The sequence below is a fragment of the Streptomyces sp. WM6386 genome (genome assembly GCF_000972385.1).
Taxonomy (GTDB): Bacteria; Actinomycetota; Actinomycetes; order Streptomycetales; family Streptomycetaceae; genus Streptomyces.
Map to the genome: position 1 here is coordinate 18765 of NZ_JXTE01000030.1, position 18953 is coordinate 37717.

Here is an 18953-nt window from a genome sequence, read left to right on the forward strand (position 1 = left end):
ACCCCTAAACTGAGCCCGTGACCGAGAACGCTCAGCAGCAGCCATCAGCGCCCGACACCGAACTGCCGACCCAGTACGCGCCGGCCGACGTAGAGGGCCCGCTGTACGAGCGCTGGGTAGAGCGGGGTTACTTCGAGGCGGACGAGAAGAGTGACAAGCCGCCGTACACCATCGTCATCCCGCCGCCGAACGTCACCGGCAGCCTGCACCTCGGGCACGCCTTCGAGCACACCCTCATCGACGCCCTCACTCGCCGCAAGCGCATGCAGGGCTTCGAGACGCTGTGGCAGCCGGGCATGGACCACGCCGGCATCGCCACCCAGAACGTCGTCGAGCGTGAACTCGGCAAGGAGGGCAAGTCCCGGCACGACCTCGGCCGTGAGGCCTTCGTCGAGCGGGTCTGGCAGTGGAAGGGCGAGTCCGGCGGGCAGATCTCCGGACAGATGCGTCGCCTCGGTGACGCCGTCGCCTGGACGCGTGAGCGCTTCACGATGGACGAGGGGCTGTCGCAGGCCGTCCAGACCATTTTCAAGCGGCTCTACGACGACGAGCTGATCTACCGCGCCGAGCGCATCATCAACTGGTGCCCCCGCTGTCTGACCGCGATCTCCGACATCGAGGTCGAGTACCAGGACGACGACGGCGAACTCGTCTCCATCAAGTACGGGGAGGGCGAGGAGACTCTCGTCGTCGCCACCACCCGCGCCGAGACCATGCTCGGTGACACGGCCGTCGCCGTGCACCCCGAGGACGAGCGGTACAGGCACCTGGTCGGCAAGCTCATCAAGCTGCCGCTCACCGAGCGTTCCATCCCCGTCGTCGCCGACACCCACGTCGACCCCGAGTTCGGCACCGGTGCGGTCAAGGTCACCCCGGCCCACGACCCGAACGACTTCGAGATCGGCCAGCGCCACGACCTGCCGGCCATCACGATCATGGACGAGCACGCCGTGATCACGGCCCACGGCCCCTTCCAGGGCCAGGACCGTCTCGAAGCCCGCTCCGCCATCGTCGCCGCCCTGCGCGCCGAGGGCCGGATCGTCGCCGAGAAGCGGCCGTACTCCCACTCCGTCGGCCACTGCTCGCGCTGCAAGACCACCATCGAGCCGCGTCTGTCCATGCAGTGGTGGGTCAAGGTCGGCCCGCTCGCGAAGGTCGCCGGGGACGCGGTCCGCGACGGCCGCGTCAAGATCCACCCGCAGGAGATGGAGAAGCGGTACTTCGACTGGGTCGACAACCTCCACGACTGGTGCATCTCGCGGCAGTTGTGGTGGGGCCACCGCATCCCGGTCTTCTACGGCCCGAACGGCGAGGTCGTCTGCGTCGGTCCCGACGAGGAGCCGCCCACCGGTGAGGGCTGGCGTCAGGACACCGACGTCCTCGACACCTGGTTCTCCTCCGGCCTCTGGCCCTTCTCGACCCTCGGGTGGCCCGAACAGACCGAATCGCTCGCGAAGTTCTACCCGAACTCCGTCCTGGTCACCGGCTACGACATCCTCTTCTTCTGGGTCGCCCGGATGATGATGTTCGGCCTGTACGCGATGGACGGCACCCCGCCGTTCCACACCATCGCCCTGCACGGCATGGTCCGCGACCAGTTCGGCAAGAAGATGTCGAAGTCCTTCGGCAACGCGGTCAACCCGCTGGACTGGATGGACAAGTACGGCAGCGACGCCCTGCGCTTCACCCTGGCCCGCGGCGCCAACCCGGGTGTCGACGTCCCGATCGGCGAGGACTGGGTCCAGGGCTCCCGCAACTTCGCCAACAAGATCTGGAACGCCACGCGCTTCGCGCTGATGAACGGCGCGACGGTGGACGGGCCCCTGCCGGATCCGTCGGCGATGTCGGCGACGGACCGCTGGATCCTCTCCCGCCTCAACTCCGTCGTCGCCGAAGTCGACGCGCTCTACGAGGACTACCAGTTCGCGAAGCTCTCGGACGCCCTCTTCCACTTCGCGTGGGACGAGGTCTTCGACTGGTACGTCGAGCTCTCCAAGACGACGTTCCAGGCGGGCGGCGAGCCGGCCGAGGTCAGCAAGCGCGTCCTGGGCGAGGTTCTCGACGTCACCCTCAAGCTGCTGCACCCGGTGGTCCCGTTCGTCACGGAGACCCTCTGGACCACTCTCACCGGCGGCGAGTCGGTCGTCATCGCCGACTGGCCGAAGGACTCGGGCTTCCGCGACGACGCGGCCGAGCGCGAGATCGAGACCCTCCAGTCCGTCATCACCGAGGTCCGCCGCTTCCGCGCCGACCAGGGTCTCCAGCCCGGTCAGCGTGTCCCGGCCCGCCTCACCCTCGACGGCACGGCCCTGGCCCCGCACGAGGCCGCCATCCGCCAGCTCCTCCGTCTCCAGCCGGAGGGCGACGCCTTCACGGCCACGGCGACCCTCCCGGTCTCCGGCGCCGAGGTCGCCCTCGACCTCTCCGGCACCATCGACGTCGCGGCGGAGCGCAAGCGCCTCGCCAAGGACCTCGCGGCCGCCGAGAAGGAAAAGGCCCAGGCCACCGCAAAGCTCGGCAACGAGGCGTTCCTGGCCAAGGCCCCGGACAACGTGGTGGACAAGATCCGCGGTCGCCTGGCAAAGGCGGACGAGGACATCGCCCGTATCCAGTCCCAGCTGGACCGCCTGCCGCAGGCGTAAGGGGTTGTACGTCGATGAGGGCGCTGGGAGCTGTTGAGCTCCGGGCGCCCTCATCGCCCTTAGGGGCGCGGGGAACTGCGCGATCAGCCCAAGCGCGCCCGCACTCGCCATCCGAGACCAGCCACCCCACTCCCTAGGCGCTCTCCAGCTCCCCCTCCGTAGACTGACCCCGTGAGCGACAGCGACGACCCCTTCGACGAGATCATCTCGGCAGAGACCGACCGCGACCCCGACCTCGCGGTCATCGAGGCCGGCAGCCGCACCCTGCGCACCCAGGGGGGCCCGCCGGAGGCAGACGTGCCGACGCGCCCCCAGGACCCCGAGATCGACAAGGCGCTGCGCAAGGTCGAGGCGGAGCTCGCCACACGCTGGGGCGAGACCAAGCTCGAGCCCTCCGTCAGCCGAATCGCCGCGCTCATGGACGTCCTGGGTGAGCCGCAGCGGTCGTACCCCTCGATCCACATCACCGGGACGAACGGCAAGACCTCCACCGCCCGCATGATCGAGGCCCTCCTCGGCGCCTTCGAGCTGCGCACCGGCAGGTACACCAGCCCCCACGTGCAGTCGGTCACCGAGCGCATCAGTCTCGACGGGGCGCCGATCTCCGCCGAGCGCTTCATCGAGACGTACGACGACATCAAGCCGTACATCGAGATGGTGGACGCGCAGCAGGAGTACCGGCTGTCGTTCTTCGAGGTGCTGACCGGCATGGCGTACGCCGCCTTCGCCGACGCGCCCGTGGACGTGGCCGTCGTCGAGGTCGGGATGGGCGGCACCTGGGACGCGACCAACGTCATCGACGGTGACGTCGCCGTCGTGACCCCCATCGACCTGGACCACACCGACCGGCTCGGCGAGACTCCCGGCGAGATCGCCAAGGAGAAGGCCGGTGTCGTCAAGCAGGACGCGACCGTCATCCTGGCGCAGCAGCCGGTCGACGCCGCGCAGGTGCTGCTGAAGAAGGCCGTCGAGGTCGACGCCACCGTGGCCCGTGAGGGGCTGGAGTTCGGGGTCGTGGCGCGGCAGGTCGCCGTCGGCGGGCAGCTGGTCACCCTGCGCGGACTAGGCGGGGAGTACGAGGAGGTCTACCTCCCGCTGCACGGCGCCTACCAGGCGCACAACGCCGCCGTCGCGCTCGCCGCCGTCGAGGGCTTCTTCGGTGTCGGCTCGCAGCGGCCCGAGCCGCTCGACATCGACACCGTCCGCAAGGCGTTCGCGGCCGTGACCTCGCCGGGGCGGCTGGAGATCGTACGGCGCTCTCCCACCGTCGTGCTGGACGCCGCGCACAACCCCGCGGGCGCCCGGGCCACCGCCGAGGCGATCGGTGAGGCCTTCGACTTCAGCAGGCTGATCGGTGTGGTCGGGGCCAGTGGCGACAAGAACGTACGAGGTCTCCTGGAGGCCTTCGAGCCGATCTTCGCGGAGATCGTGATCACCCAGAACTCCAGTCACCGCGCCATGGGCGCCGACGAGTTGGCCGCGATCGCCGTCGAGGTGTTCGGCGAGGAGCGCGTACAGGTCGAGCCGCGACTGCCCGACGCGCTGGAGGCCGCGATCACCCTGTCCGAGGAGGAGGGCGAGTTCGCGGGCGGCGGTGTGCTCGTCACCGGTTCCGTCATCACCGTCGGCGAGGCCCGGCTGCTGCTGGGGAAGGGCTGAATCCCAAGAATGCGTACTCTCTGTTCATCGACCCTGATCGGCGAGTTCTTCATCATCGGCTTCGCCGGTCTGGTCGCGATGAAGGACGAAGACCTGTCCACGGCCACGGTGTGGACGGTCAGCGGCATCGCCATGTTCCTGTGTCTGGCGCTGTGCGGTGTGATCACCCGGCCGGGCGGCGTCGCCCTCGGCTGGGTGCTGCAGATCGCCCTGATCGCCTCCGGGTTCGTGGTGCCGACGATGTTCTTCCTGGGTGTGGTCTTCGCGGCGCTGTGGTGGGCCTCGGTGCACTACGGGCGGAAGGTCGACGAGGCGAAGGCGAGGTTCGCCGCGCAGGCCGACTCCACTACACCTGACGCTGCGTGACCGGCCTGCGGACACGCCGGGTAACCTCATCACCCCGCACACTTTTGATCACAAGGAGTCTCACGTGAGCCAGCGCACCCTCGTCCTCCTCAAGCCCGACGCCGTCCGTCGTGGCCTGACCGGCGAGATCATCAGCCGTATCGAGCGCAAGGCCGGCTGGCAGATCACCGCGCTGGAGCTGCGCACCCTGGACCAGGACACGCTGGAGCAGCACTACGGCGAGCACAAGGGCAAGCCGTTCTACGAGCCGCTGGTGGAGTTCATGGCCTCCGGCCCGGTCGTGGCGCTGATCGTCGAGGGTGAACGGGTCATCGAGGGCGTGCGCGCGCTGGCCGGCCCCACCGACCCGATCGCCGCGGCCCCGGGGTCCATCCGCGGTGACTTCGGTGTGATCGTCCGGGAGAACCTGATCCACGCGAGCGACTCCGTCGAGTCGGCCGAGCGTGAGGTGAAGATCTTCTTCCCGGGTCGCGAGGGCTGACCGGGGCGGAAGGGGAGCGCGGGCGTAACGCTGCGGGGTGCGGGTCCGTCGTGGCTTGTCGCGCCCACGCGGCGGAGCCGCACATCGATACAGCCCCGCGCCCCTTAGGGAGTTTTCGTGGACGTTTCTGACGTGGCGTCAGCCCGATCTCTCATCTGACCTGGGGCGGCCGTATCTTTTCGGCCGTCCTTTGGCATATGCGTGCCGATCGGGGGAACGGGTGCCCCCGATGGACCGTCTACACGAGCGCGGCGGCGTTCCATCTGCTGACAATGGCGAAGACCCTCGCGCGGTGTTCGCGTAGGCGCCACTACGATGGAAGCCTTCACGTCACCGCACCCACTTCGCCGACCTGAAAAAGCCCTCAAAGCTCCCGGGAAGGCCAGACGAATCCTGATGGGGAACTCAATGTCGTTCATCGGCCGTGACATGGCTGTCGACCTCGGGACCGCCAACACGCTGGTGTACGTCAGGGGTCGCGGGATCGTACTCAACGAGCCGTCCGTCGTCGCGATCAACACCAACACCGGTGGCATCCTGGCGGTCGGCTCCGAAGCCAAGAAGATGATCGGGCGCACGCCCGGCAACATCGTTGCCGTTCGTCCGCTGAAGGACGGCGTCATCGCCGACTTCGAGATCACCGAGCGGATGCTCCGCTACTTCATTCTGAAGATCCACAAGCGGCGGTATCTCGCGAGGCCGCGCGTCGTCGTGTGTGTGCCCTCCGGCATCACCGGCGTCGAGCGCCGTGCCGTCATCGAGGCGTCGTCCCAGGCCGGGGCCCGCCAGGTGCACATCATCGAGGAGCCCATGGCGGCCGCCATCGGTTCCGGCCTGCCGGTCCACGAGGCCACGGGCAACATGGTGGTGGACATCGGCGGCGGCACGACGGAGGTCGCGGTCATCTCGCTCGGCGGGATCGTGACCGCCCAGTCCATCCGGGTCGCGGGCGACGAGCTGGACAGTTCGATCATCCAGCACATCAAGAAGGAGTACTCGCTCCTCCTCGGTGAGCGGACGGCCGAGCAGATCAAGATCACGATCGGTTCCGCGTACGACCTCGACGCTGACGAGCACACCGAAATCCGCGGCCGGGACCTCGTCTCCGGGCTGCCCAAGACCGTCGTCATCTCGGCCGCCGAAGTCCGCAAGGCGATCGAGGAACCCGTCAACGCGATCGTGGACGCGGTCAAGACGACCCTCGACAAGTGCCCGCCCGAGCTGTCCGGCGACATCATGGACCGCGGAATCGTTCTGACCGGCGGCGGCGCCCTGCTGCGCGGCCTCGACGAGCGGCTGCGGCGCGAGACCGGCATGCCGATCCACATCGCCGAGGACCCGCTGGACAGCGTGGCGCTCGGCTCCGGCAAGTGCGTGGAGGAGTTCGAGGCGCTCCAGCAGGTGCTGGACGCCCAGCCGCGCAGATGACGTAACTCTTCGATTCCGCCGTACGAGATGATCTCCTCTCGTGCGGCGGATCGTTGATATAGAGGCATAGGCTCGCCCGTAGGCATCCGCGAGCCTCTGTACACCCGCATACCTGAACACCTGCACATTCCTATGAGGAAGGCACGGCCGCCGCACGTGAGGGACACACGAGAGAGCCGGCTGCTCCTGGTGCTGCTGATCGCCATCGCGTTCGCACTGATCACGGTGGACATCCGCGGCGGGGAGGATTCGCCGGTCGACGGTGCCCGCCAGGCCGCGGCCACGGTTTTCGGCCCCATCGAGGACGGTGTGTCGTCCGCCGTGAACCCGGTCGGCAACGCGGTCTCCGCGATCCGCGACTCCGGCGAGCGGCACGACCGGCTCGCCGCGCTGGAGAAGGAGAACGCGGCCCTCAAGGCGAAGCTCGGCAGCGACGACCGCAACACCAGCCGCCTCAAGCAGCTGAACTCGATGCTGAAGGTCGCGGGCGAGGGCCAGTACGGCATCAAGGGCGCCGAGGTCATCGCCATAGGAGCGGCCCAGGGCTTCTCCTGGACGATCACCATCGACGTCGGCGCCAACGACGGCATCAGGCGCGACATGACCGTCCTCAACGGCGACGGACTGGTGGGGCGCGTGACGACCGTCGGCCCGAACACCGCCACCGTGCTCCTCGCCAACGACCCCGACTTCACCGTCGGGACCCGCATGGAGGCCAGCGACGAGCTCGGCTTCGCCTCCGGACAGGGCGACCGCCCGCTGCGCGTCGAACTCCTCAACGGCAAGGCCGAGATCAAGAAGGGCGACCGCCTCGTCACCTTCGGCTCCCAGGCCGACAAGCCCTTCGTGCCCGGCGTCCCCGTCGGCATCGTCTCCCGCGTCGACCCCTCCGGCGGCGACCTCACCCGCACCGTCTACGTCACGCCGTACGTCGGCTTCACCAAGCTCGACATCGTCGGCGTCGTCGTCGAGGCCCCGAAGAAGGACCCGCGCGACACGGTGCTGCCCGACAAGCCGAAACCGACCCCCCGGCCGACGGTCACCGTCACGGTGACCCCGTCCGCGAACGCCCCTGTCGACGGCCAGTTCGAGCAAGAGCAGTAGGAGCTGATTCCCCTTGCGTGTCAACCGGATCCTGCTCTCCACCTCCCTCGTCGTCGTCGCCCTGGTCCTCCAGGTCAGCGTCCTGTCCCGGCTCCACCTCCCGGGCGCCGTCCCGGACGTGCTGCTGCTGACCGTCCTCGGTCTCGCGATGGTCTACGGCCATGTCGGCGGCGCCCTCGTCGGCTTCGGCGCGGGACTGCTGGCCGACCTCGCGCCGCCCGCCGACCACGCGGCCGGGCGCTACGCCCTGGTGCTGTGCGTCATCGGCTATCTGGCCGGGCTCGCCAAACCGGAGAACGGCAGACTCAAGTCGGCCACCGGCCCGATGCTCGTCGTGGTCGCCGCCGCCGTCGGCACGACCCTGCTCTACGCCGGTGTCGGCGCCCTCGTCGGCGACACCGCCGCCCGTCATGTCGGCCTCGGCAGCCTGCTGTTCACGGCCGCGCTGTACGACCTGCTGCTCGCCCCCTTCGTCGTCCCCGGCATCATGGCGCTCGCCCGCCGCGCGGAGAACGACCCCCTCGCGGAGACCAACACCTCCGCCAAGAAGGCCACCGACATCTCCTCCGGGTGGCTCTCCTCCGGCACGGGCCTGAAGATCGGCGGTCAGCGGGGCGGTCTTGGCGCGCTGAAGACCAGGGCCCGGACCCGGACCGCGCGCGTCGGTCGCATCAAGGGGGTCAAGCGGCTGTGAGTGCGCGCGCGTTGGCGGGCCGTGTTCACAGGTTCGCCGTATATGACACGTACACACACTGAGAGGGGGCGGCAGCCGCAGTGACCAACATCCCCGAGACCGGTCGGACTCCACGGGTCCAGATCAGGCTCATCGTGATCCAGATCCTCGTCCTGTCCCTCCTCGGCACCCTCGGCGGGCGCCTGTGGTACCTCCAGATCCGCGAGGGCGACGAGTACGCGAAGGAGGCGTCAGGCAACCACGTCCAGCAGGTCGTGGAACCCGCCGTCCGCGGCTCGATCCTCGACGCGCGCGGAGTGCCGATCGCCGACAACGAGACACGGCTGGTGGTCTCCGCCTCCCGCACCGACCTGCTGAAGATGAAGGACGACGGCAAGGCCGTCCTCACCAAGCTCGCCGGTGTCCTCGACATGAAGCCCGAGGAGGTCATGCGGAAGGTCCGGCTGTGCGACGCCGAGACCCCCCAGCCCTGCTGGAACGGCTCGCCGTACCAGCCGATCCCCATCACCGACGAGGCCACCGCCAAGCAGGCCCTGCAGATCCGCGAGCGCGCCGAGGACTTCCCCGGCATCACCGCCGAACCCGAGGCCGTGCGCCGCTACGCGAGCCCCGGCAAGGCCAACACCGCCCAGGTCCTCGGCTACCTCTCCCCGGTCACCGACGAGGAGCTCACCAAGGCCCAGGACAGCGACTCGCCCTATCTGCGCTCCGACCAGGTCGGTCGCTCCGGCCTGGAGCGGGAGTACGACAAGGAACTGCGCGGCAAGGCCGGCGTCACCCGCTACGAGGTCGACAACCTCGGCCGCGTCATCGGCCAGGCCGCCAGCGACGATGCCCAGCCCGGCTCCAACCTCGTCACCAGCATCGACGCCCGCGTCCAGCGGGTCGCCGAGTACGAACTGAACGACGCGATGAAGAAGGCCCGCGACGTCTTCGACGACAACACCGGCGAGAACTACAAGGCCGACTCCGGCGCCGTCGTCGTCATGGAGGCCAAGACCGGCCGCGTCGTCGCCATGGCGTCCAACCCGAACTACGACCCCAACGCCTGGGTCGGCGGCATCTCCGCCAAGGACTACACCAAGCTGACGGGCAAGGACTCCAACTACCCGCTGCTCAACCGGGCCATCCAGGGCCAGTCGGCGCCCGGCTCCATCTTCAAGGTGGTCCCGACCGCCGCTGCCATAAACGCCGGGTACTCCTTCGACGGCCCCTACAACTGCTCGAGTTCGTACTCGATCGGCGGCCAGGTCTTCAAGAACTTCGAGACCAAGGGATACGGCCCGATCAGCCTCGGCCGCGCCCTGGAGGTCTCCTGCGACACCGTCTTCTACCGGCTCTCCCACGAGGAGTGGAAGAAGGACGGCGGCACCAAGCCGAAGAAGGACGCCAAGAACTGGTTCTACAAGACGGCCCACCAGTTCGGCCTCGGCGCCGAGACCGGCATCGACCTGCCCAACGAGGTCACCGGCCGCATCCCCGACCGCCAGTGGAAGCTCGACTACTGGAAGGCCAACAAGGACGTCTGGTGCAAGACCGGCAAGAAGGGCGGCACGTACGCCGAGCAGATCGCCTACGAGAACTGCCTCGAAGGCAACCTGATGCGTGCCGGTGACTCCGTCAACTACTCCATCGGCCAGGGCGACACCCTCGTCACCCCCATCCAGATGGCCACCATCTACGCGGCGATCTCCAACGGCGGCACCCTCTACACGCCCTCCGTCGGCAAGGCCATCGTCAGCGCGGACGGCAAGACCGTCGACGAGATCAAGCCCAAGGCGCACGGCAAGCTGCCCATAAGCCAGAAGACGCTGGCCGAGATGGACGACGCCCTCGCGGGAGTCGCCACCCGCGGTACCGCCGCCTGGCGGTTCGCCGACGTCGGCTGGCCCCAGGACAAGATCCCGATGCACGCCAAGACCGGTACCGCCGAGGTCTACGGCAAGCAGACGACGTCCTGGTTCGCCACGTACACCAAGGACTACACGGTCGTCATGACGATCTCCCAGGGTGGTACGGGCTCCGGCGCCTCGGGCCCCGCGGTCCGCAACATCTACGACGCGCTGTACGGCGTCTCCGACGACGGCACGATCAACAAGAAGGACGCCCTGCTGCCCACCCCGCAGAAGAGCCTCCCGAAGGTCCAGACGGACGGCACCATCAAGTCGCCGAAGGTCTCCAAGGACCCGGGCAAGGAGCAGCGGGTGACCCAGGAGGGCTCCCCCGAGCCCGACGAGACCCAGCTGGCCGCGACCGTCGAGAAGCCGGCGACAGGCAACCGCAACACCCGCAGGCGGCGCCACAGGCGAGGCAGCCGGAGGATGTGCACATGACCGGCAACAGCTTCTCCGTCTCCGGCTACGGGCCCGAACGGGCGGGCTGGACGCGGCTGTTCGCCCGCGACTCGCTCGCCCGCCGGCTGGACTGGCCGATACTGTTCGCGGCCCTCGCCCTGTCGATGATCGGCTCGCTGCTGGTCTTCTCGGCCACCCGCAACCGCACCGAGATCAACCAGGGCGACCAGTACTACTTCCTGTTCCGCCACCTCATGAACACCGGCATCGGGTTCGCCCTGATGATCGGCACCGTCTGGCTCGGCCACCGCGCCCTGCGCACGGCCGTGCCGATCCTCTACGGCGCCTCGGTCTTCCTGATCCTGATGGTGCTCACCCCGCTCGGCTCCACGGTCAACGGCGCCCACTCGTGGATCGTCGTCGGCGGCGGCTTCTCGCTCCAGCCCTCGGAGTTCGTGAAGGTCACGATCATCCTCGGCATGGCGATGCTGCTGGCGGCCCGGGTCGACGCGGGTGACAAGCCGTACCCCGACCACCGCACCGTCCTTCAGGCGCTGGGCCTGGCCGCCGTACCCATGCTCATCGTCATGCTGATGCCCGACCTCGGGTCGGTCATGGTCATGGTCATCATCGTGCTGGGCGTGCTGCTGGCCTCCGGCGCCTCCAACCGCTGGGTCTTCGGCCTGCTCGGCGCGGGCACGATGGGGGCGCTCGCGGTCTGGCAGCTCGGCGTCCTGGACGACTACCAGATCGCCCGCTTCGCCGCCTTCGCCAACCCCAGCCTCGACCCGGCCGGTGTCGGCTACAACACCAACCAGGCGCGTATCGCGATCGGTTCGGGCGGGCTCACGGGCTCGGGTCTGTTCCACGGCTCGCAGACGACGGGCCAGTTCGTGCCGGAGCAGCAGACCGACTTCGTGTTCACCGTGGCGGGCGAGGAGCTGGGCTTCGTCGGCGCGGGCCTGATCATCGTGCTGCTCGGTGTCGTCCTGTGGCGGGCCTGCCGCATCGCCCGCGAGACGACCGAGCTGTACGGCACCATCGTCGCCGCCGGGATCGTGGCCTGGTTCGCCTTCCAGTCCTTCGAGAACATCGGGATGACGCTGGGGATCATGCCGGTCACCGGTCTTCCGCTGCCGTTCGTGTCGTACGGCGGCACATCCATGTTCGCGGTGTGGGTGGCGGTCGGATTGTTGCAGTCGATCAGAGCGCAGCGGCCGATGTCGGCGTAGCGCTGCGGTAGGGGGAGTGGAATGTCGGACGAGTACGTGGCCGTGTGCCCGGTCGGCGAGGAGCTGGTGAGCCGGCTGCTGGGGCTGGCGGAGCTGGATCTGGCCGACGCCGAGACCGTGGAGGCACGGATACGCGAGGCCGGCTGGCCCGACTGGTCACAAGCGGTACAGGGGCCGGCGTACGAGGACACGCCGGATGTCCCCGAGGCCACGCATGTCACCCCGGAGGGGCACTTCGTCACCGCCGACGGCGACGGCATACTCCATCTGCCCTTCGCCTACCTCTACTCGGTCGACGGCGGCATCCTCGACGAGGACTGCTGGGGTCCCGTACCCGGCTGGACCAGCCAGGAAGGCGCCTGGCGGCCGGAGTTCGACGCGCACTACGACACCGTCGTCCAGCGCTTCACCGACCGGCTCGGCCTGCCGGACCACGACATCCGCCAGCCCAAGTACCACAGCCGGTACGTCAGCTGGCGCCTGGAACACAGTGTGGTGATCGTCGGGCAGGGTCCCGAACCGATGTCGTACCACCAGTTCGAGGACGCCCATATCCTCCTTGTCTCCCGGACGGCGAAGGACGCACCGTTCCCGGAGGGCGAGGCGATGCGCGCGCTGGTCACCTCCTGATCCCCGGCCCTCCCCCCGGGATTCATGGTCGGCGCCCTCTGCCGTCGCGCCCCGACTCCGTCTAAGTTCAGTTCATGGCGGACACAAAGCGCGAGATCGAGCGGAAGTACGAGTCCGACGACAGCGGGCTGCCCGACCTCACCGGCGTCGCCGGGGTCGCAGCCGTCCTCGACAAGGGTGTCGCACAACTGGACGCCACCTACTACGACACCCAGGGCGAACACCTCGCCGCGGCCTCGATCACCCTGCGCCGCCGCACCGGCGGCTCCGACGCCGGCTGGCATCTGAAGTTCCCCGTCGCCCCGGGAGTACGGGACGAGATCCAGACGGCCCTCTCCGACACCGTCCCGCGCATCCTCACGGGCCTCGTCCGCTCGCGCGTCCGCGACCTCGAACTGCTGCCCGTGGTCCGGCTGATCTCCGACCGGGACGTACGCCATCTCGTCGACGCCGACGGCGGCCTGCTCGCCGAGGTCAGCGTGGACGCCGTCCGCGCCGAGCGGCTCACCGGGGGCGACGGTGTCGCCCAGTGGACCGAGATCGAGGTCGAGCTCGCCGACGGCGGCGACCCCGCCTTCCTCGACAAGGTCGAGAAACGGCTGAAGAAGACAGGCGTACGGCCGTCCGCGTCGGCCTCGAAGCTGGCCCGGGCGCTCGCGGAGACCGGCGGGGTGAAGCGGCGGAAGGTGGCCCAAAAGGCACCGGAGACCGCCGGAGACCACGTGATGGCCTACATACGGGCCCAGCGGGACGCCATCGTCGAGCTCGACCCGGCCGTCCGGCGGGACGTGTACGACTCCGTGCACCGCATGCGCGTCGCCACCCGGCGGATGCGCAGCGCCTTCAAGTCGTACGGAAAAGTCCTCGACCGCACCGTCACCGACCCGATCGGCGCCGAGCTGAAGTGGCTCGCGGGCGAGCTGGGCGTGGACCGGGACCAGGAAGTGCTGACGGAACGTCTGACCGCCGCCCTCGACGAACTGCCGCGTGTGCTGCTGACAGGACCGGTCCGTACCCGGCTGCGCACCTGGTCGCAGGCGCGGCACGGCGGATCGCGCCGCCGGCTGATCGCCGTACTCGACGCAAAGCGCTACCTCGACCTGCTGGCCACGCTGGACGCCGTGGTGGACGGGCCGCCGCTGCTGAAGGCGGCCGGCGGGCAGCCGTCGAAGGTGATCCCCAAGGCCGTACGGAAGGACTTCGGGAAGCTGACGGAGCTGGTCGAGCGGGCGGTGGCGCTGTCGCCCGGTGCCGACCGGGATCTCGCGATCCACGAGGCACGCAAGAAATGCAAGCGGACGAGGTATTCGGCGGAGGCGGCGTCCCAGGCCCTCGGCGAGCCCGCCGTCGACCTGGTCCGCTCGATGAAGTCCCTCCAGGGCCTGCTCGGTGATCACCAGGACAGCGTGATGACCCGCGAGGCCCTGCGCGACCTCGCAGGTCAGGCGCGCGCGGCGGGGGAGAACGGGTTCACCTACGGGGTGCTGTACGGGCGCGAGGAGCGGCGGGCCGAGCTGGTCGAGCTGGACCTTCCCGTGACGTGGCCGTCGATCAAGGGCGCGATGGAGGTCTGAGCGGAAGGACGGGGGTGGTCCACGATCGCGTTAGGCTAGATGGTCACCCCTGTCTGTCCAGCCCACCACGAAGGTTCGCGAGATGCCTGCCGAAGTCGCTGCGGCCGCCGAGTCTGTGTTTCCGCAGCTCGAAGCTCTGCTCCCGCATGTGCAGAAGCCGATCCAGTACGTCGGCGGAGAACTCAACTCCACGGTCAAGCCGTGGGAGTCCACTGACGTCCGCTGGGCGCTCATGTACCCGGATGCCTACGAGGTGGGCCTGCCCAACCAGGGCGTCATGATCCTCTACGAGGTCCTCAACGAGCAGGAGGGCGTCCTCGCCGAGCGCACGTACAGCGTGTGGCCGGACCTGGAGGCGCTGATGCGGGAGCACGCCGTCCCGCAGTTCACGGTGGACAGCCACCGGCCGGTGAAGGCTTTCGACGTGTTCGGTCTGTCCTTCTCCACGGAGCTGGGCTACACCAACATGCTGACGGCGCTGGATCTGGCGGGCATCCCGCTGGAGTCCCGCGACCGCACGATCGACGACCCCATCGTGCTGGCCGGCGGTCACGCGGCCTTCAACCCCGAGCCGATCGCGGACTTCATCGACGCGGCGATCATCGGCGACGGCGAGCAGGCCGTGCTCGACATGACGCGGATCATCCGCGAGTGGAAGGCGGAGGGCCGGCCGGGCGGCCGCGAGGAGGTCCTCTTCCGCCTCGCGAAGACGGGCTCGGTGTACATCCCGGCGTTCTACGACGTGGAGTACCTCCCGGACGGCCGGATCGGCCGTGTCGTACCGAACAAGTCCGGTGTTCCGTGGCGGGTGTCCAAGCACACCGTCATGGACCTGGACGAGTGGCCCTACCCCAAGCAGCCGCTGGTCCCGCTCGCCGAGACGGTCCACGAGCGCATGTCCGTCGAGATCTTCCGCGGCTGCACCCGCGGCTGCCGCTTCTGCCAGGCGGGCATGATCACCCGCCCGGTGCGCGAGCGCTCGATCACGGGCATCGGCGAGATGGTGGAGAAGGGCCTCAAGGCGACGGGCTTCGAGGAGGTCGGCCTGCTGTCCCTGTCGTCGGCGGACCACTCGGAGATCGGTGACATCGCCAAGGGCCTGGCGGACCGGTACGAGGAGGACAAGGTCGGTCTGTCCCTGCCCTCCACCCGCGTCGACGCGTTCAACGTGGACCTGGCCAACGAGCTGACGCGCAACGGCCGCCGCTCGGGGCTGACCTTCGCTCCCGAAGGCGGCTCGGAGCGTATGCGCAAGGTCATCAACAAGATGGTGTCCGAGGAGGACCTCATCCGGACGGTGGCGACGGCGTACGGCAACGGCTGGCGCCAGGTGAAGCTGTACTTCATGTGCGGTCTGCCGACGGAGACCGACGACGACGTCATGCAGATCGCCGACATGGCGATGAACGTCATCCAGAAGGGCCGCGAGGTCTCCGGCGCCAACGACATCCGCTGCACGGTCTCGATCGGCGGCTTCGTCCCCAAGCCCCACACACCGTTCCAGTGGGCGCCCCAGCTCTCCGCCGAGGACACCGACGCCCGCCTGGAGAAGCTCCGCGACAAGATCCGCGGCGACAAGAAGTACGGCCGCTCCATCGGCTTCCGCTACCACGACGGCAAGCCCGGCATCGTGGAAGGCCTCCTCTCCCGCGGTGACCGCCGTATCGGCGCCGTCATCCGCGCGGTCTACGAGGACGGCGGCCGCTTCGACGGCTGGCGCGAGCACTTCTCGTACGACCGGTGGATGCGGTGCGCCGACAAGGCGCTGGCCGACTTCGGCGTCGACGTCGACTGGTACACGACGCGTGAGCGCTCGTACGAGGAGGTCCTGCCCTGGGACCACCTGGACTCCGGCCTCGACAAGGACTGGCTCTGGGAGGACTGGCAGGACGCGCTCGACGAGACGGAGGTCGAGGACTGCCGGTGGACGCCGTGCTTTGACTGCGGGGTGTGCCCGCAAATGGACACTTCCATTCAAATCGGACCCACCGGCAAGAAGCTGCTGCCGCTGACGGTGAAGAACGCGGCCCCGGCCGGGCACGCTCACTGAGGCGCGGGATGTGGGGGGCCCTTTCCCGGCGGGAAGGGCCCCCGTTTCATACCGGCTCGGGGCGGGGTGCGCGCACGGCCAGACGGTCGCGGGCGAAGTCGCGGTTGGCGGTGACGCGTTCGCGATGGGCTTCGGGCAGTTTGCCGCCGTCCAGGAGTTGCTCGCAGGACTCCAGTGACTCGCGGTACGCGCCCATCCAGTAGGCCGACACCGCCAGCTCGTCCAGGGCCTGCCAGTCGTACCAGCCCTGTTCGACGAAGAGGATGTCGGCGGGCTGCGGGATCTCCGTGGCGCGTCGCGCGAACAGGTAGGCGAGCGGCCAGCGATTCCCCTGGACACGGCACATGTGGGCGAGCTCGCCGAGCGGTTCGGCCCGGGTGGGCCGGTACTCGTGGGCCTCCAGGAAGCGGGCCATGACCTCGGGTGTCCGGCGCTTCAGCGTCTGGGCGAGGCGGGCGGCGTAGAGGCGGGCGCAGAACGCCTCCTCGGCGAAGCCGTCCATGGCCGCGCGCCGGTCGTAGGCGGCGAGCGCCTTCGCCGGTTCGTCGGCGTCGCGCCAGCTCTGGGCGAGGTAGAAGGCGTACCGGGCGTTGTCCGGTTCCTTGGCGAGACCGTCCTTCAGGATCGCGGCGTCCCGCAGGTACTTCTTGCGCTCGCTGTCCTGCGACCGCCCGCCGCCACCCATGATGACCATGCGCACGCCCTCCAGGGGCGCCCGGTCGAACCGGCCGTCGCACTCCAGGTACTCGTGCAGTACGCCGACGTACCGCCAGGGGAGCCGGGTCGACACCATCGTCGGGCGCCAGTGGACGACCGGGCCGTGGTGCACCGCGAAGTCGTAGCAGTCATGGGTCAGTTCCGGCATGGTGAAGCCGGGGTCGGTCTCCATCACGTCGTCGGCGTCGATGAACAGGAGATAGCGCGCGCTCTCCCGCGCCCGTTCGATCGCCTCCGTGCGGCTCAGGTCGAAGCCTTTCCACGGGCTCTCGTACAGCTTTCCGGGCAGGCCGGCGAGTGTCTCGCGGATGATGTCCTGGGTTCCGTCGGTCGAGCCCGTGTCAAGGATCACCCACGTGTCGACGAGGGGGAGCACGGATTCGAGGCAGCGCCGGATCACATGCGCCTCGTTCTTGACGATCATATTAAGACAGACCGTTTTCATGGCTTTTTCTTTTCTCCGGCGGAAAGGGGCGGCTGGTGAATTTATCGAGCCTTGGCGGTCCGTACAAGCGGGCGCCGGTGGGTCGGGATGTATAAGTGGGGAGTTCCAGTCGCCGGACCGGAGATATTCCTATGGTAATCACCGCTCAGCTCCCCACGGCTCGCGAAGAACCCCGCCCCGCCGACCCGGCCCCGTCCGCGCGGCGCGGGCCGATGCTGTGGCTGTGGCCGTTCGCCGTCGCCCTCGCCGTGGGGGGTTACGGGATGACCGACTCCCTGCTGGGGCGCGACGAACTGGTCACCTGGGACATGGTGGGCCGGGACACCGGCCGGGTCCTGGCCACGCTGGGAAACGTCGACGCCGTACACGGCACGTATTACCTGTTCATGCACGGATGGGTGGAGCTGTTCGGGGATTCCGTTGTTTCCCTGCGGCTGCCGTCGGTATTGGCTGTGGCGGGTGCGGCGGCCGTCATTGCTCTGATCGGGGAACGGCTCTTCGGATATCGCGCCGGAATTCTGGCCGGGTTTCTCTTCGCGATCTCACCGGCGGTGAGCCGCTATGGCCAGGAAGCCCGCAGCTACGCTCTGGTGATGCTCGCGGTCGCCCTCGCCACGCTCCTGCTGCTGCGGGCCCTGGACCGTCCGCGCAGCTTCTGGCGATGGGCCGGCTACGCGCTCACGCTGGTCCTGACCGGACTGCTCCACTTGATCGCGCTGTCCGTCGTACTCGCCCACGCCTGTCTGCTCGTGGCTCACGCGCGGCAGGACCGCTCGTTGTGGTGGAAGGCCGCTCTGGCACTGTCGGCGGTGGCCGGGTGCGTCGCCCCGCTCGCCGTGCTCGGCAGGTCCCAGGCCCAGCGTCAGCTGTACTGGGTGCCGGCGCCCGACGGCTGGGCTCTTCTCTCCCTGGCCCAGGGCCTGTTCGCCTCCGCAGTGGGTGGTGGAGCCCTGATCGCCCTGGCTGTGCTGGCCCGCTCGCGGCACAGGGCTCCGCTGGTGCTGTGCGGGGCCTGGGCCCTGTTGCCTCCCCTCCTCGTCTGGGCCGCCTCCCACGGCGAGGTCTCCTACTTCCGCAGCGTCTACGTCCTTTTCACCCTTCCGGCCTGGGCCCTCCTGGCCGGTGCGGGGGTCGCCGCGGCCTCGCGTTGCTGGAAGGCGGCCGCTGCCCTGGTCGCGACGCTGGCCGTGCTCACGCTGCCCGACCAGAGGCAGATGCGGCAGCCGTTCGAGCACGACGCCCCGGTGCCCCTCGACTACGCGGCGGCGGCCGATGTGATCGAGCGGTTCCACCGTCCCGGGGACGCCGTCGTCTACGACCGTGCCGACACCTGGAAACTGGACGGCGGAGTGCAGTACTACCTGCCTCGCGATCTGAAGCTGCGCGATGTCTTCCTGGCGAGGACGCCGGCCGGGATCGACGACCTGTACGCGGTCCAGTGCTCCGTGCCGGACCTGTGCATCGAGGACGAGCCGCGCATCTGGCTGCTGACGCAGGGGACGGACTTTCCCTTCAGCGCCATCGACCCCGCGCAGGCGAGCGCCTTGCAGCGGCGGTACACGGTGTCCGAGAGCAGGCCGGTGACGGGGATGACGGTGAGTCTGCTGGAGCGCACGGGCCGACGGTAGACGCGGCAA

At 68.9% G+C, this 18953-nt stretch carries 14 protein-coding genes; 13 read left to right on the plus strand and 1 reads right to left on the minus strand.

Features of this window, described 5'->3' with window-relative positions; all coding sequences use genetic code 11:
- Positions 1 to 17: 17 nt before the first annotated feature.
- From TN53_RS19865 to TN53_RS19920, 12 genes are all read left to right on the plus strand, one after another.
- The gene (locus TN53_RS19865) at positions 18 to 2642 is read left to right on the plus strand and encodes a valine--tRNA ligase (RefSeq protein ID WP_046259904.1); all 2625 of its coding nucleotides are present in this window, start codon (positions 18 to 20) and stop codon (positions 2640 to 2642) included.
- Positions 2643 to 2813: 171 nt separating this feature from the next.
- Positions 2814 to 4301 (plus strand): bifunctional tetrahydrofolate synthase/dihydrofolate synthase, encoded by a 1488-nt coding sequence (folC, locus tag TN53_RS19870; protein WP_046259905.1) that lies wholly within the window; start codon positions 2814 to 2816, stop codon positions 4299 to 4301.
- A gap of 9 nt (positions 4302 to 4310) precedes the next feature.
- Complete coding sequence (locus TN53_RS19875) at positions 4311 to 4667, plus strand: DUF4233 domain-containing protein (protein ID WP_046259906.1); 357 nt, start codon at positions 4311 to 4313, stop codon at positions 4665 to 4667.
- Positions 4668 to 4731: 64 nt separating this feature from the next.
- Positions 4732 to 5148 (plus strand): nucleoside-diphosphate kinase, encoded by a 417-nt coding sequence (gene ndk, locus TN53_RS19880; protein WP_046259907.1) that lies wholly within the window; start codon positions 4732 to 4734, stop codon positions 5146 to 5148.
- Between the two features lie 408 nt (positions 5149 to 5556).
- Complete coding sequence (locus TN53_RS19885) at positions 5557 to 6576, plus strand: rod shape-determining protein (RefSeq protein ID WP_046259908.1); 1020 nt, start codon at positions 5557 to 5559, stop codon at positions 6574 to 6576.
- A 156-nt stretch (positions 6577 to 6732) separates the two neighbouring features.
- The gene (gene mreC / locus TN53_RS19890) at positions 6733 to 7680 is read left to right on the plus strand and encodes a rod shape-determining protein MreC (RefSeq protein WP_046259909.1); all 948 of its coding nucleotides are present in this window, start codon (positions 6733 to 6735) and stop codon (positions 7678 to 7680) included.
- Positions 7681 to 7693: 13 nt separating this feature from the next.
- Positions 7694 to 8374: a rod shape-determining protein MreD gene (mreD, locus tag TN53_RS19895; RefSeq protein WP_046259910.1), complete on the plus strand. Its 681-nt coding sequence runs from the start codon at positions 7694 to 7696 to the stop codon at positions 8372 to 8374.
- A gap of 80 nt (positions 8375 to 8454) precedes the next feature.
- Positions 8455 to 10707 carry a penicillin-binding protein 2 gene (gene mrdA, locus TN53_RS19900; protein ID WP_046259911.1) on the plus strand — a complete coding sequence of 751 codons (2253 nt, stop codon included), beginning with the start codon at positions 8455 to 8457 and terminating at the stop codon, positions 10705 to 10707.
- Positions 10704 to 11900, plus strand: coding sequence for a rod shape-determining protein RodA (rodA, locus tag TN53_RS19905; RefSeq protein ID WP_046259912.1), 1197 nt, complete (start codon positions 10704 to 10706; stop codon positions 11898 to 11900). Before mrdA ends, rodA begins: the two co-directional genes overlap by 4 nt.
- Positions 11901 to 11921: 21 nt before the next feature.
- Positions 11922 to 12530 (plus strand): hypothetical protein, encoded by a 609-nt coding sequence (locus tag TN53_RS19910; protein ID WP_046259913.1) that lies wholly within the window; start codon positions 11922 to 11924, stop codon positions 12528 to 12530.
- Positions 12531 to 12604: 74 nt separating this feature from the next.
- Positions 12605 to 14104, plus strand: a complete 1500-nt coding sequence (locus tag TN53_RS19915; RefSeq protein ID WP_046259914.1) for a CYTH and CHAD domain-containing protein — start codon at positions 12605 to 12607, stop codon at positions 14102 to 14104.
- 82 nt (positions 14105 to 14186) lie between these two features.
- A complete protein-coding gene (locus tag TN53_RS19920) occupies positions 14187 to 16154 on the plus strand; it encodes a TIGR03960 family B12-binding radical SAM protein (protein WP_046259915.1) in 1968 nt (655 codons plus the stop codon).
- Positions 16155 to 16200: 46 nt separating this feature from the next.
- Here TN53_RS19920 and TN53_RS19925 read toward each other — a convergent pair whose 3' ends face one another.
- Entirely contained in the window at positions 16201 to 17295 is a 1095-nt protein-coding gene (locus TN53_RS19925) for a glycosyltransferase (protein ID WP_052745256.1), read from the minus strand.
- 152 nt (positions 17296 to 17447) lie between these two features.
- On the opposite strand from TN53_RS19925, the gene TN53_RS19930 reads away from it, so the two are divergent.
- Positions 17448 to 18944 (plus strand): glycosyltransferase family 39 protein, encoded by a 1497-nt coding sequence (locus tag TN53_RS19930; RefSeq protein WP_052745257.1) that lies wholly within the window; start codon positions 17448 to 17450, stop codon positions 18942 to 18944.
- The last annotated feature ends 9 nt before the right edge of the window (positions 18945 to 18953 follow it).

What these genes read in the sequence shown, in the direction of transcription:
- rodA (WP_046259912.1), top strand. Translation starts at nt 10,704, where the DNA reads ATGACCGGCAACAGCTTCTCCGTCTCCGGCTACGGGCCCGAACGGGCG.
- TN53_RS19915 (WP_046259914.1), top strand. Translation starts at nt 12,605, where the DNA reads ATGGCGGACACAAAGCGCGAGATCGAGCGGAAGTACGAGTCCGACGAC.
- TN53_RS19925 (WP_052745256.1), bottom strand. Translation starts at nt 17,295, where the DNA reads ATGATCGTCAAGAACGAGGCGCATGTGATCCGGCGCTGCCTCGAATCC.
- TN53_RS19885 (WP_046259908.1), top strand. Translation starts at nt 5,557, where the DNA reads ATGTCGTTCATCGGCCGTGACATGGCTGTCGACCTCGGGACCGCCAAC.
- TN53_RS19910 (WP_046259913.1), top strand. Translation starts at nt 11,922, where the DNA reads ATGTCGGACGAGTACGTGGCCGTGTGCCCGGTCGGCGAGGAGCTGGTG.
- TN53_RS19920 (WP_046259915.1), top strand. Translation starts at nt 14,187, where the DNA reads ATGCCTGCCGAAGTCGCTGCGGCCGCCGAGTCTGTGTTTCCGCAGCTC.
- TN53_RS19875 (WP_046259906.1), top strand. Translation starts at nt 4,311, where the DNA reads ATGCGTACTCTCTGTTCATCGACCCTGATCGGCGAGTTCTTCATCATC.
- TN53_RS19930 (WP_052745257.1), top strand. Translation starts at nt 17,448, where the DNA reads ATGGTAATCACCGCTCAGCTCCCCACGGCTCGCGAAGAACCCCGCCCC.